This window comes from Pseudomonas sp. LAIL14HWK12:I1 (assembly GCF_003202095.1).
GTDB lineage: Bacteria > Pseudomonadota > Gammaproteobacteria > Pseudomonadales > Pseudomonadaceae > Aquipseudomonas > Aquipseudomonas monteilii.
Genome location: NZ_QJKG01000016.1, coordinates 1 through 16,619, shown reverse-complemented (window position 1 = coordinate 16,619; position 16,619 = coordinate 1). Strand labels below are relative to the sequence as shown.

13 protein-coding genes and 1 tRNA gene are annotated in these 16,619 nt (G+C 57.7%); all 14 read right to left on the bottom strand.

Translation table 11 applies throughout. The features are described from left to right. Window positions 1-563: GTP-binding protein (locus D906_RS26190; RefSeq protein WP_146218498.1), on the bottom strand; the 563-nt coding region annotated here is incomplete at its 3' end. Window positions 564-590: 27 nt separating this feature from the next. Further along, window positions 591-2,738 (bottom strand): elongation factor G, encoded by a 2,148-nt coding sequence (gene fusA / locus D906_RS26185; RefSeq protein WP_025755037.1) that lies wholly within the window; start codon window positions 2,736-2,738, stop codon window positions 591-593. A gap of 30 nt (window positions 2,739-2,768) precedes the next feature. Continuing rightward, the gene (gene rpsG / locus D906_RS26180; RefSeq protein WP_003246741.1) at window positions 2,769-3,239 is read right to left on the bottom strand and encodes a 30S ribosomal protein S7; all 471 of its coding nucleotides are present in this window, start codon (window positions 3,237-3,239) and stop codon (window positions 2,769-2,771) included. A gap of 106 nt (window positions 3,240-3,345) precedes the next feature. Then, window positions 3,346-3,717: a 30S ribosomal protein S12 gene (gene rpsL / locus D906_RS26175; RefSeq protein WP_003255492.1), complete on the bottom strand. Its 372-nt coding sequence runs from the start codon at window positions 3,715-3,717 to the stop codon at window positions 3,346-3,348. 211 nt (window positions 3,718-3,928) lie between these two features. Beyond that, a complete protein-coding gene (gene rpoC / locus D906_RS26170; protein ID WP_016715870.1) occupies window positions 3,929-8,128 on the bottom strand; it encodes a DNA-directed RNA polymerase subunit beta' in 4,200 nt (1,399 codons plus the stop codon). Window positions 8,129-8,192: 64 nt separating this feature from the next. Continuing rightward, window positions 8,193-12,266, bottom strand: a complete 4,074-nt coding sequence (rpoB, locus tag D906_RS26165; protein WP_019096594.1) for a DNA-directed RNA polymerase subunit beta — start codon at window positions 12,264-12,266, stop codon at window positions 8,193-8,195. A 220-nt stretch (window positions 12,267-12,486) separates the two neighbouring features. After that, a complete protein-coding gene (gene rplL / locus D906_RS26160) occupies window positions 12,487-12,852 on the bottom strand; it encodes a 50S ribosomal protein L7/L12 (RefSeq protein WP_003255496.1) in 366 nt (121 codons plus the stop codon). A gap of 77 nt (window positions 12,853-12,929) precedes the next feature. Continuing rightward, a complete protein-coding gene (gene rplJ, locus D906_RS26155) occupies window positions 12,930-13,430 on the bottom strand; it encodes a 50S ribosomal protein L10 (protein ID WP_016715872.1) in 501 nt (166 codons plus the stop codon). A gap of 197 nt (window positions 13,431-13,627) precedes the next feature. Beyond that, complete coding sequence (gene rplA, locus D906_RS26150) at window positions 13,628-14,323, bottom strand: 50S ribosomal protein L1 (RefSeq protein WP_009681244.1); 696 nt, start codon at window positions 14,321-14,323, stop codon at window positions 13,628-13,630. Next, complete coding sequence (gene rplK / locus D906_RS26145; protein WP_003255500.1) at window positions 14,323-14,754, bottom strand: 50S ribosomal protein L11; 432 nt, start codon at window positions 14,752-14,754, stop codon at window positions 14,323-14,325. Before rplK ends, rplA begins: the two co-directional genes overlap by 1 nt. Window positions 14,755-14,873: 119 nt before the next feature. After that, on the bottom strand, window positions 14,874-15,407 hold the full coding sequence (gene nusG, locus D906_RS26140) for a transcription termination/antitermination protein NusG (protein WP_003255501.1): 534 nt from the start codon (window positions 15,405-15,407) through the stop codon (window positions 14,874-14,876). Window positions 15,408-15,416: 9 nt separating this feature from the next. Then, on the bottom strand, window positions 15,417-15,785 hold the full coding sequence (gene secE / locus D906_RS26135; protein ID WP_019096595.1) for a preprotein translocase subunit SecE: 369 nt from the start codon (window positions 15,783-15,785) through the stop codon (window positions 15,417-15,419). A 44-nt stretch (window positions 15,786-15,829) separates the two neighbouring features. Continuing rightward, window positions 15,830-15,905: transfer RNA gene (locus D906_RS26130), tRNA-Trp, on the bottom strand. A gap of 54 nt (window positions 15,906-15,959) precedes the next feature. After that, a partial coding sequence (locus D906_RS26125) for an EF-Tu/IF-2/RF-3 family GTPase (protein WP_256586169.1) occupies window positions 15,960-16,619 on the bottom strand: 660 nt, incomplete at its 5' end.

Below are 16,619 nucleotides of genomic sequence, written 5' to 3'. Positions count from 1 at the left end.
CCCATTTCGTTGTCGTCTTTGCCTTCCAGGGCCATACGAGCGGAACCGATGATGATCGGAGTGTCGTCGCCTGGGAAGTCGTAGGTGGACAGCAGGTCGCGAACTTCCATCTCGACCAGCTCCAGCAGCTCAGCGTCGTCTACCAGGTCAGCCTTGTTCAGGAAGACCACGATGTACGGAACGCCTACCTGACGGGACAGCAGGATGTGCTCACGGGTTTGCGGCATCGGACCATCGGCGGCCGAGCAAACCAGGATCGCGCCGTCCATCTGGGCAGCACCGGTGATCATGTTCTTCACGTAGTCAGCGTGACCTGGGCAGTCAACGTGAGCGTAGTGACGAATGTTCGAGTTGTACTCGACGTGAGCGGTGTTGATGGTGATACCGCGCGCTTTTTCTTCCGGAGCCGAGTCGATCTTGTCGAACTCAACGACTGCCGAACCGAAAACTTCGGAGCAGACGCGAGTCAGAGCTGCGGTCAGAGTGGTCTTACCGTGGTCAACGTGGCCGATAGTGCCGACGTTAACGTGGGGAAGGGAACGATCAAATTTTTCTTTAGCCACGACAGTGAACCTCTTGCCTAAAGGGGATTAGCCTTGTTTTTTAACGAGTGCTTCGACGATGTTCGACGGAGCTTCGGCGTATTTGGAGAATTCCATGGAGTAGCTTGCGCGACCCTGAGACATGGAACGAACGTCGGTTGCGTAACCGAACATTTCTCCGAGCGGCACCTCAGCAGTGATTACCTTGCCGGACACCGAGTCTTCATTACCCTGGATCATCCCGCGACGACGGCTCAGGTCACCCATCACGTCACCCAGGTAGTCTTCCGGGGTTACAACCTCGACCTTCATGATCGGTTCGAGAACCACGCCACCACCCTTCTGGGCCAGTTGCTTGGTTGCCATCGAAGCAGCGATTTTGAACGCCATTTCGTTGGAGTCGACGTCGTGGTACGAACCGTCGAATACCGTAGCCTTCAGGCCGAGCAGCGGATAGCCGGCGACAACGCCGTTTTTCATCTGCTCTTCGATACCCTTCTGGATCGGGGCGATGAATTCCTTAGGAATCACACCACCAACGACTTCGTTGGTGAACACCAGACCTTCGGTGATGTTGCCCTTGTCGTCCACGTCCGGCTCCGAGAAACGGATCCAGCAGTGACCGAACTGACCACGACCACCCGACTGACGAACGAACTTGCCTTCGATCTCGACGTTGGACTTGGTGATCTTCTCGCGGTACGAAACTTGCGGCTTGCCGACGTTGCACTCGACGTTGAACTCGCGCTTCATGCGGTCAACGAGGATGTCCAGGTGCAGCTCACCCATACCGGAGATGATGGTCTGGCCGGTTTCTTCGTCGGTCTTGACGCGGAACGACGGGTCTTCCTGGGCCAGCTTGCCCAGTGCGATACCCATCTTCTCCTGGTCAGCCTTGGTCTTCGGCTCTACGGAGAGCGAAATCACAGGCTCTGGGAAGTCCATACGCTCAAGGATGATCGGCTTGTCGGCGTTGCACAGGGTGTCACCAGTGGTGACGTCCTTCATGCCGATCAGAGCAGCGATGTCGCCTGCACGTACTTCCTTGATTTCTTCACGCTGGTTGGCGTGCATCTGCACCATACGACCAACGCGCTCTTTCTTGCCCTTGACCGAGTTGATGACGGAGTCACCGGAGGTCAGGAAGCCGGAGTAAACGCGAACGAAGGTCAGAGTGCCCACGAACGGGTCGGTGGCAATCTTGAACGCCAAGGCCGAGAACGGCTCGTTGTCGTCAGCAGGACGCTCGTCGTACTGCTCTGGCTTGACTTCGTCCTTCGGCACGTCGATCAGGTCAGGGTGGATACCCTTGATCGCCGGGATTTCGGTCGGAGCAGGCAGGAAGTCGATAACGGCGTCGAGAACCAGGGGAACGCCCTTGTTCTTGAACGAGGAACCGCAGACAGCAGGAACGATCTCGCTCGCCAGAGTACGGGCGCGCAGACCTGCCTTGATGTCTTCGACGGACAGGTCACCTTCTTCAAGGTACTTGTTCATCAGCTCTTCGTTGGCCTCGGCAGCAGCTTCGACCATGTTGCTGCGCCATTCGTTGGCCAGGTCCACCAGCTCAGCAGGAATCTCTTCCTCGCGGTAGGTGGTGCCTTTGTCGTCATCGTTCCAGTAGATGGCCTTCATCTTGATCAGGTCAACCTGACCCTGGAAGTCATCTTCTGCACCGATAGCCAGCTGGACCGGAACCGGGGTGTGACCCAGACGATTCTTGATCTGACCGACAACGCGCAGGAAGTTGGCACCAGCACGGTCCATCTTGTTCACGTAAACAACACGTGGAACGCCGTACTTGTTGGCCTGACGCCATACGGTTTCGGACTGAGGCTCAACGCCGGAGGTACCGCAGAACACAACGACCGCGCCGTCGAGTACACGCAGCGAACGCTCTACTTCAATGGTGAAGTCAACGTGGCCGGGGGTATCGATGACGTTTACGCGGTAGTTGTCGTACTGACCACGGGAACCTTTCCAGAAGGTGGTAACGGCAGCGGAGGTAATGGTGATACCGCGCTCCTGCTCCTGCACCATCCAGTCGGTGGTCGCGGCGCCGTCATGCACCTCGCCCATCTTGTGGCTCAGACCTGTGTAGAACAGGATCCGCTCGGTAGTGGTGGTCTTGCCCGCGTCAACGTGGGCACAGATACCAATGTTACGGTAGCGGTTAATTGCTGTAGTACGAGCCATAAAGCCCTCGCAAAATGATTGATGCTTGAATTAGAAGCGGTAGTGCGAGAACGCTTTGTTGGCTTCAGCCATACGGTGAACGTCTTCACGCTTCTTGACTGCAGCACCCTTGCCTTCGGCAGCATCCAGCAGTTCGCCGGCCAGGCGCAGAGCCATCGACTTCTCGCCGCGCTTGCGGGCGTAGTCTACGAGCCAGCGCATTGCCAGAGCGTTACGACGGGATGGACGAACTTCAACCGGAACCTGGTAAGTGGCACCGCCGACACGACGGGACTTAACTTCGACCAGCGGAGCGATGGCGTCGAGAGCTTTCTCGAAGATTTCCAGGGGGTCGCTGTTCTTGCGTGCTTTGACGGTATCCAGGGCACCGTAAACGATGCGCTCGGCTACGGCCTTCTTGCCGCTTTCCATCACGTGGTTCATGAACTTGGCGAGGATCTGGGATCCGTACTTCGGATCGTCAAGGATCTCACGTTTTGCTGCTACACGACGTCTTGGCATGATAAGCCCTCAAACGGTCTTCAGGTTAGCCCGGGACGTGGGTCTTCGACCCCTGCCCGACCTTACTCTTATCGACTCAAAAAAATGGATGTCTGCAAACGGCCGATTACTTCGGACGCTTGGTACCGTATTTCGAACGACCCTGGTTACGGCCTTTAACGCCCGAAGTATCCAGAGAGCCGCGAACGGTGTGGTAACGAACACCTGGCAAGTCTTTTACACGGCCGCCACGGATCAGGACGACGCTGTGCTCTTGCAGGTTGTGGCCTTCACCACCGATGTACGAGGAAACCTCGAAACCGTTGGTCAGACGCACACGGCATACTTTACGCAGTGCCGAGTTAGGTTTTTTCGGCGTGGTGGTGTACACACGGGTGCACACGCCACGACGCTGCGGGCAGTTCTGCAGCGCAGGAACGTCGGACTTCTCGACCGAACGCTTACGCGGCTGACGTACCAGCTGGTTGATAGTTGCCATCTACTAGCTCCACTGATTGTCTTGCGACTCTATTGTCTTGCAAGAAAGCCAAAAATTGGCGAGACGGAGCCTCACCAAATTTAAGGGTACAAAAGTCTAAAGAGGATCTTGCACCCAGTCAAGACGAGGCCCCGGCCCTCCCCGCCCGATCATCGGCAACATTTCATGTCACCGACGGTCGTTCGAGGCTTGCCGGGGCCCTGCCCTGTACTTAGTTACCGCTGGAGTTCAGCGCTTCGGTCAGTGCGGCTTCCACCTCACTGGCGCTCACACGCAGCGGCTTGTCGGCATCACGGCGACGCTTGCGCTCGCTGTGGTACGCCAGACCAGTACCAGCCGGGATCAGACGACCCACGACCACGTTCTCTTTCAGGCCGCGCAGGTAATCGCGCTTGCCGGTTACCGCCGCTTCGGTCAGTACGCGGGTGGTTTCCTGGAAGGAAGCCGCGGAGATGAACGACTCGGTCGACAGCGACGCCTTGGTGATACCCAGCAGCACGCGGGTGAACTTGGAGATGAACTTGTCCTCGCCGGCGAGACGCTCGTTCTCTACCAGTACCTGGGTCAGTTCCATCTGGTCGCCCTTGATGAAGCTGGAATCGCCCGACTCGGAGATCTCGACCTTACGCAGCATCTGACGCAGGATGGTCTCGATGTGCTTGTCGTTGATCTTCACGCCTTGCAGACGGTAAACGTCCTGGATTTCGTTGACGATATATTTCGCCAGCGCGCTCACACCCAGCAGACGCAGGATGTCGTGCGGATCGCTCGGGCCGTCGGAAATAACTTCACCACGGTTTACCTGTTCGCCTTCGAAGACGTTCAGGTGGCGCCACTTCGGAATCAGCTCTTCGTACGGATCGCTACCGTCGGTCGGAGTGATGACCAGGCGACGCTTGCCCTTGGTCTCTTTACCGAATGCGATGGTGCCGCTGACTTCAGCCAGAATAGAGGCTTCTTTCGGGCGACGCGCTTCGAACAGGTCGGCAACGCGTGGCAGACCACCGGTGATGTCACGGGTCTTCGACGTTTCTTGCGGGATACGCGCGATAACGTCACCAACGCCAATCTGGGCACCGTCAGCCACACCAACGAGGGCGTTGGCCGGCAGGAAGTACTGTGCAGGTACGTCGGTACCTGGCAGGTACAGGTCCTTGCCAGCAGCATCGACCATCTTGATTGCCGGACGGATTTCCTTGCCTGCGGCAGGGCGATCCTTGACGTCCAGTACTTCAATGTTGGTCAAACCGGTCAGTTCGTCGGTCTGACGCTTGATGGTGATGTTTTCTTCCATGCCCACGAAGGTCACGGTACCTTTCAGCTCGGTAACGATCGGGTGGGTGTGCGGGTCCCACTTGGCGACGATGGCGCCAGCTTCAACCTTCTCACCTTCCTTGACCGAAATCACCGCACCGTAAGGCAGCTTGTAGCGCTCACGCTCACGGCCGAACTCGTCGGCAATGGCCAGCTCGCCCGAACGCGATACGGCAACCAGGTTACCGTCGGCACGCTCAACCTGCTTCAGGTTGTGCAGACGCACCATACCGCCGTTCTTCACCTGAACGCTGTCGGCAGCCGAAGTACGGCTTGCAGCACCACCGATGTGGAACGTACGCATGGTCAGCTGGGTACCCGGCTCACCGATCGACTGTGCAGCGATAACGCCCACAGCTTCACCGATGTTCACCTGGTGACCGCGAGCCAGGTCGCGACCGTAGCACTTGGCGCAGATGCCATAGCGGGTTTCGCAGTTGATCGGCGAACGCACGATCACTTCGTCGATGCTGTTCAGCTCGATGAACTCGACCCACTGCTCGTCAACCAGGGTACCGGCCGGAACGATAACGTCCTCGGTGCCTGGCTTGAACACGTCACGCGCGATGACACGACCCAGTACACGCTCACCCAGCGGCTCTACAACGTCGCCGCCTTCGATGTGCGGAGTCATCAGCAGGCCTTGGTCGGTGCCGCAGTCGATCTCGGTAACGACCAGATCCTGGGCAACGTCTACCAGACGGCGAGTCAGGTAACCGGAGTTCGCAGTCTTCAAGGCGGTATCCGCCAGACCTTTACGAGCACCGTGAGTCGAGATGAAGTACTGAAGTACGCTCAGACCTTCACGGAAGTTCGCAGTGATCGGCGTCTCGATGATGGAGCCGTCCGGCTTGGCCATCAGACCACGCATACCGGCCAGCTGACGGATCTGGGCTGCGGAACCCCGCGCACCCGAGTCAGCCATCATGTACATCGAGTTGAAGGACTCTTGCTCGACTTCTTTGCCTTCGCGGTCGATGACCTTCTCTTTCGAGAGGTTGGCCATCATCGCCTTGGACACTTCGTCGTTCGCCTTCGACCACAAGTCGATGACCTTGTTGTACTTCTCGCCCTGGGTTACCAGGCCGGAGGCGTACTGACTCTCGATTTCCTTCACTTCGTCGGTAGCATTACCGATGATGCGGGCTTTCTCGTCCGGGATAACGAAGTCGTTAACACCGATGGAAACGCCGGAAATGGTCGAGTAAGCGAAACCGGTGTACATCAGTTGGTCAGCGAAGATAACGGTCTCTTTCAGACCAACCACGCGATAGCACTGGTTGATCAGCTTGGAGATCGCCTTTTTCTTCATCGGCTGGTTGACCACGTCGTACGGCAGACCTGCCGGTACAACCTGGAACAGCAGCGCACGGCCGACGGTGGTGTCAACGATGCGGGTGTTCTTGACCACCGAACCATCACGCTCTTTCACGGTTTCGTTGATACGAACCTTGATTTTCGCGTGCAGGGCAGCTTCGCCGGCGCGGAATACGCGGTCGACTTCCTGCAGGTCGGCAAACACGCGACCTTCGCCCTTGGCGTTGATGGCTTCACGGGTCATGTAGTAAAGACCCAGTACAACGTCCTGCGACGGAACGATGATTGGCTCACCGTTGGCTGGCGACAGGATGTTGTTGGTCGACATCATCAGCGCGCGCGCTTCGAGCTGGGCTTCCAGCGTCAGCGGCACGTGAACGGCCATCTGGTCACCGTCGAAGTCGGCGTTGTACGCGGCACAGACCAGCGGGTGCAGCTGAATAGCCTTACCTTCGATCAGAACCGGTTCAAAGGCCTGGATACCCAGACGGTGCAGGGTCGGTGCACGGTTGAGCAGTACGGGGTGTTCGCGAATCACTTCAGCGAGAACGTCCCACACCTCTGGCAGCTCGCGCTCGACCATCTTCTTGGCGGCCTTGATGGTGGTCGCCAGACCACGCATTTCCAGCTTGCCGAAAATGAACGGCTTGAACAGCTCGAGAGCCATCTTCTTCGGCAGACCGCACTGGTGCAGACGCAGGGTCGGGCCTACGGTAATTACCGAACGGCCGGAGTAGTCCACACGCTTACCGAGCAAGTTCTGACGGAAGCGACCTTGCTTACCTTTGATCATGTCGGCCAGGGACTTCAGCGGACGCTTGTTCGAGCCAGTGATGGCGCGACCGCGACGGCCGTTGTCCAGCAGGGCGTCGACCGCTTCCTGCAGCATGCGCTTTTCGTTGCGCACGATGATGTCCGGCGCCGACAGATCCAGCAGGCGCTTCAGACGGTTGTTACGGTTGATTACCCGACGGTACAGGTCGTTCAGGTCGGAGGTCGCGAAACGGCCACCATCCAGCGGAACCAGCGGACGCAGGTCCGGCGGCAGCACTGGCAGGACGGTCAGGACCATCCACTCAGGCAGGTTGCCCGAGCCCTGGAAAGCTTCCATCAGCTTCAGGCGCTTGGACAGCTTCTTGATCTTGGTTTCCGAGTTGGTCTGCGGAATCTCTTCGCGCAGGCGACCGATCTCGTGCTCCAGGTCGATAGCGTGAAGCAGCTCGCGGACAGCCTCGGCACCCATGCGGGCGTCGAAGTCGTCACCGAACTCTTCCAGCGCTTCGAAGTACTGCTCGTCGTTCAGCAGCTGGCCCTTTTCCAGGGTGGTCATGCCCGGGTCGATAACGACATAGCTCTCGAAGTAGAGCACGCGCTCGATGTCACGCAGGGTCATGTCCATCAGCAGGCCGATACGGGACGGCAGCGACTTCAGGAACCAGATGTGGGCTACCGGCGAGGCCAGTTCGATGTGCGCCATGCGCTCACGACGAACCTTGGCCAAGGCAACTTCAACGCCGCACTTCTCGCAGATTACGCCGCGGTGCTTGAGGCGCTTGTACTTGCCGCACAGGCACTCGTAGTCCTTGACTGGGCCAAAGATCTTGGCGCAGAACAGGCCGTCACGCTCAGGCTTGAACGTACGGTAGTTGATGGTTTCCGGCTTCTTAACTTCACCGAACGACCACGAACGGATCATTTCAGGCGACGCCAGACCGATGCGGATGGCGTCGAACTCTTCGACTTGACCCTGGTTTTTCAGCAAATTCAGTAGGTCTTTCAAGGCCTTTCCTCCTGGCGGAGCAGGGAGCGGGCATTACCTGCCCCACTCCCCTTCGCGTCACGTGTTATTCGGTTTCCAGATCGATATCGATACCGAGCGAACGGATCTCTTTGATCAACACGTTGAAGGACTCGGGCATGCCCGGCTCCATACGGTGATCGCCATCCACGATGTTTTTGTACATCTTGGTACGGCCGTTCACGTCGTCCGACTTCACTGTGAGCATTTCTTGCAGGGTGTATGCCGCGCCGTATGCTTCCAGCGCCCACACTTCCATCTCCCCGAAACGCTGACCACCGAACTGCGCCTTACCACCCAGCGGCTGCTGGGTAACCAGGCTGTAGGAACCAGTGGAACGCGCGTGCATCTTGTCGTCCACCAAGTGGTTCAGCTTGAGCATGTACATGTAACCAACGGTCACAGGACGCTCGAACTTGTTGCCGGTACGGCCATCGAACAGCACCATCTGGCCGCTTTCTGGCAGGTCAGCCAGTTTCAGCATGGCCTTGATCTCGCGCTCTTTGGCACCATCGAAGACCGGGGTCGCCATCGGCACGCCTTTCTTCAGGTTGTGGGCCAGAGCCAGGATCTCTGCGTCGGTGAACTCTTCGAGGTTTTCCTGACGACCGCCGATCTCGTTGTAGACCTCGGTCAGGAACACGCGCAGTTCAGCGGCTTTGCGCTGCTCTTCGAGCATACGGTCGATCTTCTCGCCCAGGCCCTTGGCCGCCAGGCCCAGGTGGGTTTCAAGGATCTGACCAACGTTCATACGCGAAGGTACGCCCAGCGGGTTCAGTACAACGTCAACCGGAGTACCGTTGGCATCGTGCGGCATGTCTTCGACCGGCATGATGACCGAGACAACACCCTTGTTACCGTGACGACCGGCCATCTTGTCACCCGGCTGGATGCGACGACGGATTGCCAGGTAGACCTTGACGATCTTCAGTACGCCCGGTGCCAGGTCATCGCCCTGCTGCAGCTTGCGCTTCTTGTCTTCGAACTTGTCGTCCAGCAGACGGCGACGGTCGACGATGTACTGCTGAGCCTTTTCCAGCTGCTCGTTCAGTGCATCTTCAGCCATGCGCAGTTTGAACCACTGGCCGTGCTCCAGGCCGTCCAGCACTTCGTCAGTGATCACGGTGCCTTTCTTCAGGCCCGCGCCACCGTCGACCACTTGGCCGTTCAGGGCAGAACGCAGACGTTCGAAGGTTGCGCCTTCGACGATGCGGAACTCTTCGTTGAGGTCCTTGCGGATCTCGTCCAGTTGCATCTTCTCGATGGCCAGGGCGCGGCTGTCGCGCTCGACGCCATCACGGGTGAAGACCTGTACGTCGATGACGGTACCCTTGGTGCCGGTTGGCACGCGCAGGGAGGTGTCTTTAACGTCGCTGGCCTTCTCACCGAAGATTGCACGCAGCAGTTTTTCTTCCGGAGTCAGCTGGGTTTCGCCTTTCGGCGTGACCTTGCCGACCAGGATGTCACCAGCGCCGACTTCAGCACCCACGTAGACGATACCGGCTTCGTCCAGTTTGTTCAGTGCAGCTTCACCCACGTTCGGGATGTCCGCAGTGATTTCCTCTGGGCCAAGCTTGGTGTCACGCGCCACACAGGTCAGTTCCTGGATGTGGATGGTGGTGAAGCGGTCTTCCTGAACCACACGCTCGGACAGGCAGATGGAGTCTTCGAAGTTGAAGCCGTTCCACGCCATGAACGCGATGCGCATGTTCTGACCCAGTGCCAGCTCACCCATGTCGGTGGACGGGCCGTCGGCCATGATGTCGCCACGCTGAACCTTGTCGCCTTTGCTCACCAGCGGACGCTGGTTAATGCAGGTGTTCTGGTTCGAACGGGTGTACTTGGTCAGGTTGTAGATATCCACACCTGCTTCGCCGGTTTCCACTTCGTCGTCGGCAACGCGAACAACGATACGGCTGGCGTCGACCGAGTCGATCACACCACCACGGCGAGCAACCACGCAGACACCGGAGTCACGGGCAACGTTGCGCTCCATGCCAGTACCTACCAGCGGCTTGTCGGCACGCAGGGTTGGTACAGCCTGACGCTGCATGTTCGAACCCATCAATGCACGGTTGGCGTCGTCGTGCTCGAGGAACGGAATCAGCGAGGCAGCAACCGAAACAACCTGCTTCGGCGAAACGTCCATCAGGGTGACGTCTTCTGGCGCCTTGACGGTGAATTCGTTCAGGTGACGAACCGCTACCAGCTCATCGATCAGTTGCTTCTTATCGTTCATCGCGGCCGAAGCCTGGGCGATGACGTGATCGGCTTCTTCGATGGCCGACAGGAACACGATGTCGTCGCTGACAACGCCTTCCTTTACAACGCGGTACGGGCTTTCCAGGAAGCCGTACTGGTTGGTGCGGGCATAGGCTGCCAGGGAGTTGATCAGACCGATGTTCGGACCTTCAGGGGTCTCGATCGGGCACACACGGCCGTAGTGGGTCGGGTGTACGTCTCGGACTTCGAAGCCGGCACGCTCACGGGTCAGACCGCCAGGGCCGAGTGCAGAGACGCGGCGCTTGTGGGTGATCTCGGAGAGCGGGTTGTTCTGGTCCATGAACTGGGACAGCTGGCTGGAACCGAAGAACTCTTTCACCGCCGCCGCAACCGGCTTGGCGTTGATCAGGTCTTGCGGCATCAGGCCTTCGCTTTCCGCCATCGACAGGCGTTCCTTGACCGCGCGTTCTACACGCACCAGGCCAACGCGGAACTGGTTCTCGGCCATTTCACCAACGCAACGTACGCGACGGTTACCGAGGTGGTCGATGTCGTCGACGATGCCTTTGCCGTTACGGATATCGACCAGGGTCTTCAGAACCTCGACGATGTCTTCCTTGCTCAGCACGCCCGAACCTTCGATCTCGGTACGACCGATACGACGGTTGAACTTCATGCGGCCAACGGCAGACAGGTCGTAACGCTCGGCGCTGAAGAACAGGTTGTTGAACAGGGTCTCGGCTGCATCCTTGGTTGGCGGCTCGCCTGGACGCATCATGCGGTAGATCTCGACCAGAGCTTCCAGCTGGTTGCTGGTGGTGTCGATCTTCAGGGTGTCGGAGATGAACGGACCGCAATCGATGTCGTTGGTGTACAGGGTCTCGATACGGACAACCTGTGCCTTGGCGACCTTGATCAGCAGTTCGGTGGTCATCTCGGTGTTGCATTCGGCCAGGATCTCGCCGGTAGCCGGATGCACGATGGCCTTGGCGGTAGTGCGGCCCAGGACGTATTCCATTGGAACGTCCAGCTGCTTGACGCCGGCTTTCTCGAGCTGGTTGATGTGGCGCGCAGTAATACGGCGGCCTTGCTCGACGATGACTTTGCCGGTTTCGTCATGGATATCCATGACTGCAACTTCACCACGCAGACGCTGAGGCACCAGTTCCAGGCTGAGTTTTTCGCCGGAAATGTGGAACACGTTGGTGGTGTAGAAGGTGTTCAGCACTTCTTCAGTGCTGTAGCCCAGGGCACGCAGCAGCACCGAAGCCGGCAGTTTGCGGCGACGGTCGATACGCACGAACACGCAGTCCTTCGGGTCGAACTCGAAGTCCAGCCAGGAGCCGCGGTAAGGGATGATGCGAGCGGAGTACAGCAGCTTGCCGGAGCTGTGAGTCTTGCCACGGTCGTGGTCGAAGAACACACCAGGCGAACGGTGCAGCTGGGAAACGATCACACGCTCGGTACCGTTGATAACGAAGGTACCGTTCTCAGTCATCAGGGGGATTTCACCCATGTAGACTTCTTGCTCTTTGATGTCCTTGATCGCTTTGTTCGACGATTCCTTGTCGAAGATGATCAGGCGCACCTTGACCCGCAGTGGGACCGCGAAGGTCACGCCACGCAGGACACATTCCTTCACATCGAAGGCCGGTTCGCCCAGGCGATAGCCTACGTACTCCAGGGCAGCATTGCCGGAGTAGCTGATGATCGGGAATACCGATTTGAAGGCCGCGTGCAGGCCGACGTCGCGGAACTGATCCTTGGATGCTCCCGCTTGCAGGAATTCGCGATACGAATCCAGCTGGATGGCCAGGAGGTAAGGCACATCCATGACGTCCGGCAACTTGCTAAAGTCCTTGCGGATACGTTTTTTCTCAGTGTATGAGTAAGCCATCAGCGTTCCCCAGCTTGGTCACCTGCTTGTTTGGCTTCTCCCGGCGGGAGCAGCCAGAAAATCGTGCAAACCCCTTGGTTTGCGCCACCCACATGGGTGTCTTGCAGCTTGTTATCGGGGCCGGCCTGACCGACCACCAATAACGGAAAAAGGCCGGTGGCGTAAGCCACCAGCCATCAGCCCTTCGCTCGACGCTCAGGCTGGCATCGCAAGGTCGAGATTACTTCAGCTCGACTTTAGCGCCTGCTTCTTCCAGCTTCTTCTTAGCGTCTTCAGCGGCTTCTTTCGAAACGCCTTCAGCTACAACCTGAGGAGCGCCATCGACTTTCTCTTTGGCTTCTTTCAGGCCCAGACCGGTCAGTTCGCGAACGGCTTTGATCACGTTCACTTTCTTGTCGCCGGCTTCAACCAGAACAACGTTGAACTCGGTCTGCTCTTCAACAACGGCAGCAGCAGCAGCTGGGCCAGCAGCGGCAACAGCAGCGGTAACGCCGAAGGTTTCTTCCATAGCTTTGATCAGCTCAACAACTTCCAGAACGGTTTTCTGGCCGATTGCTTCGATGATTTGTTCGTTAGTCAGAGACATGACTTAAATCCTGTATTGGGGTGACAGCCTACGCAGCCATCAAATTAAACGTATGATTTTGAAAGAGTTCGCACGCCTTAGGCGGCGGTAGCTTCTTTCTGGTCGCGAATGGCTGCCAGAGTACGAGCCAGCTTGCTGGTGGCGCCTTGGATCACGCTCATCAGTTTTGCGATAGCTTCGTCGCGGGTCGGCAGGGTAGCCAACACGTCGATCTGGTTCGCTGCAATGAAATTGCCGTCAAACGCAGCTGCCTTGATCTCGAACTTGTCCTGACCCTTGGCGAACTCTTTGAACAGACGAGCAGCAGCGCCCGGGTGTTCGTTGGAGAAAGCAATCAGGGTCGGGCCTTTGAACGCGTCGTTGAGGATCGAAAATTCGGTGCCTTCAACAGCGCGCTTCAGCAGGGTGTTACGTACAACACGTACGTAAACGCCAGCTTCGCGGGCCTCTTTACGGAGTCCGGTCATTGCGCTTACAGTCACACCACGGGCATCAGCCACGACAGCGGACAGAGCGACTTTGGCAGCCTCGTTGACTTCAGCGACGATGGCCTTCTTGTCTTCGAGTTTAATTGCCACGGGTTTACTCCTGGTTTTTACCGTTTCATCTGGCCGAAGCCGGATGTCGTTTTGGTGTCTGATTCGGTAACGAATCGGGAGCACCATCTGCGTGGGCTGGTGTTTTAAGGCTTGCGCCGCCTACGGTCTTGGATAGCCCCCGCCAGGCAGGGACCCCAATTTTTGCTGGTGGCGTGACAGGTCACGCCACCATGTTCTTACACGTTCAGCGAGCTCTGATCGATGACCAGACCTGGGCCCATGGTGGTGCTCAGGGTAACGCGCTTGACGTAGATACCTTTCGAAGAAGCTGGCTTGATACGCTTCAGGTCAGCGATCAGGGCTTCAACGTTTTCCTTCAGCTTGCCAGCTTCAAAGCCGACCTTGCCAACGGAGGTGTGGATGATACCGTTTTTGTCGGTACGGTAGCGCACCTGACCAGCCTTGGCGTTTTTCACGGCAGTGGCTACGTCTGGAGTTACGGTACCGACTTTCGGGTTAGGCATCAGGCCGCGAGGACCCAGAACCTGACCCAGCTGACCTACAACACGCATGGCATCAGGCGATGCGATGACGACGTCATAGTTCAGGTCGCCGCCTTTCATTTCGGCAGCCAGGTCGTCCATACCTACGCGGTCAGCGCCGGCAGCCAGAGCGGCTTCAGCAGCTGGACCCTGGGTGAAGACAGCAACGCGAACGGTCTTGCCAGTGCCGTGTGGCAGCACAGTAGCGCTACGTACGACCTGGTCGGATTTACGCGGGTCAACACCGAGATTAACGGCGATGTCGTAGGACTCTACGAACTTGGCAGCAGGCAGCGAGGCCAGCAGAGTTGCCGCTTCTTCGAAGTTGTAGGCCTTGCCTGCTTCGATTTTCTCGGCGATTGCCTTTTGGCGTTTGGTCAGCTTAGCCATTACACACCCTCCACGTTCAGGCCCATGCTGCGGGCAGAGCCAGCGATGGTGCGTACAGCAGCGTCCAGGTCAGCGGCAGTCAGGTCAGCCTGTTTGGCTTTCGCGATGTCTTCCAGCTGAGCACGGGTAACGGTACCGACTTTAACGGTGTTCGGGCGAGCCGAACCACTGGTCAGGCCAGCAGCTTTCTTCAGCAGAACCGAGGCAGGGGTGCTCTTGGTCTCGAAAGTGAAGCTACGGTCGCTGTAAACAGTGATGATCACAGGAGTCGGCAGGCCGGCTTCTTGACCCTGGGTACGGGCGTTGAAGGCCTTGCAGAATTCCATGATGTTCACACCGTGTTGACCCAGTGCTGGACCAACGGGTGGGCTTGGGTTGGCCTGGCCGGCCTTAACTTGCAGCTTGATGTAAGCCTGAATCTTCTTAGCCATGAGCTACTCCAAAATCGGGTACGAACGCCTGTTGGCTCCCCGGATGACTTGCGTTTTATCCCAGTGACGACAAAACCCCGCAGCACACAGGGCTGCGGGGTATGGGATGCTTCGTCCGCCTAGACCTTTTCGACCTGGCTGAACTCGAGCTCTACCGGAGTAGAGCGACCGAAAATGAGCACTGCGACCTGCAGACGGCTCTTCTCGTAGTTAACCTCTTCGACACTACCATTGAAGTCAGCGAACGGACCGTCAATGACTCGAACCACTTCACCCGGCTCGAACAGCGTCTTCGGCTTCGGCTTGTCGCTACCGTCGGCAACGCGACGCAGGATAGCCTCTGCTTCTTTATCGGTGATCGGCGCAGGCTTGTCTGCAGTACCACCAATAAAGCCCATCACACGAGGGGTGTCCTTGACCAAGTGCCAAGTCCCTTCGTTCATCTCCATCTGGACCAATACATAGCCAGGGAAGAACTTACGCTCACTCTTGCGCTTCTGGCCGTTGCGCATTTCGACGACTTCTTCGGTCGGGACCAAGATCTCGCCGAAACCGTCTTCCATGCCAGCCAGCTTGACGCGCTCGATCAGAGAGCGCATTACATGCTTCTCGTAACCCGAGTAAGCATGCACAACATACCAACGCTTAGCCACGGGACACCTTTAGCCAACGATCAAGGAGACCGCCCAGCCGAGCAGGGAATCGAGCCCCCACAGCAGCAGTGCCATAACCAGCACGACAGCCACGACAATCAGCGTGGTCTGGGTGGTTTCCTGGCGGGTCGGCCACACGACTTTACGAATCTCGGTACGAGCTTCCTTCGCCAGCGTAAAGAACGACTTGCCCTTCGCAGTCTGCAGAGCTACAAAGCCCGCGACAGCAGCCAGGACGAGAAGTACGAGGACGCGATACAGGATTGGAGAGGCGGAGTAATATTGATTACCCACTACACCAACAACCACCAAAGCCACTACAGCCAGCCACTTGAACAGATCAAAACGCGATTCTTGGGCTTCAGTTTTGGGAGTCATCGAGGAGGATCCTGTGAGAAGAAAGCCATCACACCGAGGTGAAATGGCAGGTCAGGAGGGAATCGAACCCCCAACCTACGGTTTTGGAGACCGTCGCTCTGCCAATTGAGCTACTGACCTGTAACGCTGTATCAGGCCGGCCATTATACCGGCCTGATCAAGTAAATCAACTACTTATTCAATAATTTTTGCTACGACGCCGGCGCCGACGGTACGACCGCCTTCACGGATAGCGAAGCGCAGACCGTCTTCCATTGCGATGGTCTTGATCAGGGTAACAGTCATCTGAATGTTGTCACCTGGCATTACCATTTCAACGCCTTCCGGCAGTTCGCAGTTACCGGTCACGTCAGTGGTACGGAAGTAGAACTGAGGACGGTAGCCTTTGAAGAACGGAGTGTGACGACCGCCTTCTTCCTTCGACAGAACGTAAACTTCTGCGGTGAACTTGGTGTGCGGCTTGACCGAACCTGGCTTGACCAGAACCTGACCACGCTCAACGTCGTCACGCTTGGTGCCACGCAGCAGAACGCCGCAGTTCTCGCCAGCACGGCCTTCGTCCAGCAGCTTGCGGAACATCTCAACACCGGTGCAGGTGGTGGTGGTGGTGTCACGCAGACCAACGATTTCCAGTGGGTCTTGAACGCGAACGATACCACGCTCGATACGACCGGTAACAACGGTACCACGACCCGAGATCGAGAATACGTCTTCGATCGGCATCAGGAACGGCTGATCAACGGCACGAACTGGCTCAGGGATGTAGGCATCCAGAGTTTCTACCAGCTTCTTGACAGCGGTAGTGCCCATTTCGTTGTCGTCTTTGCCTTCCAG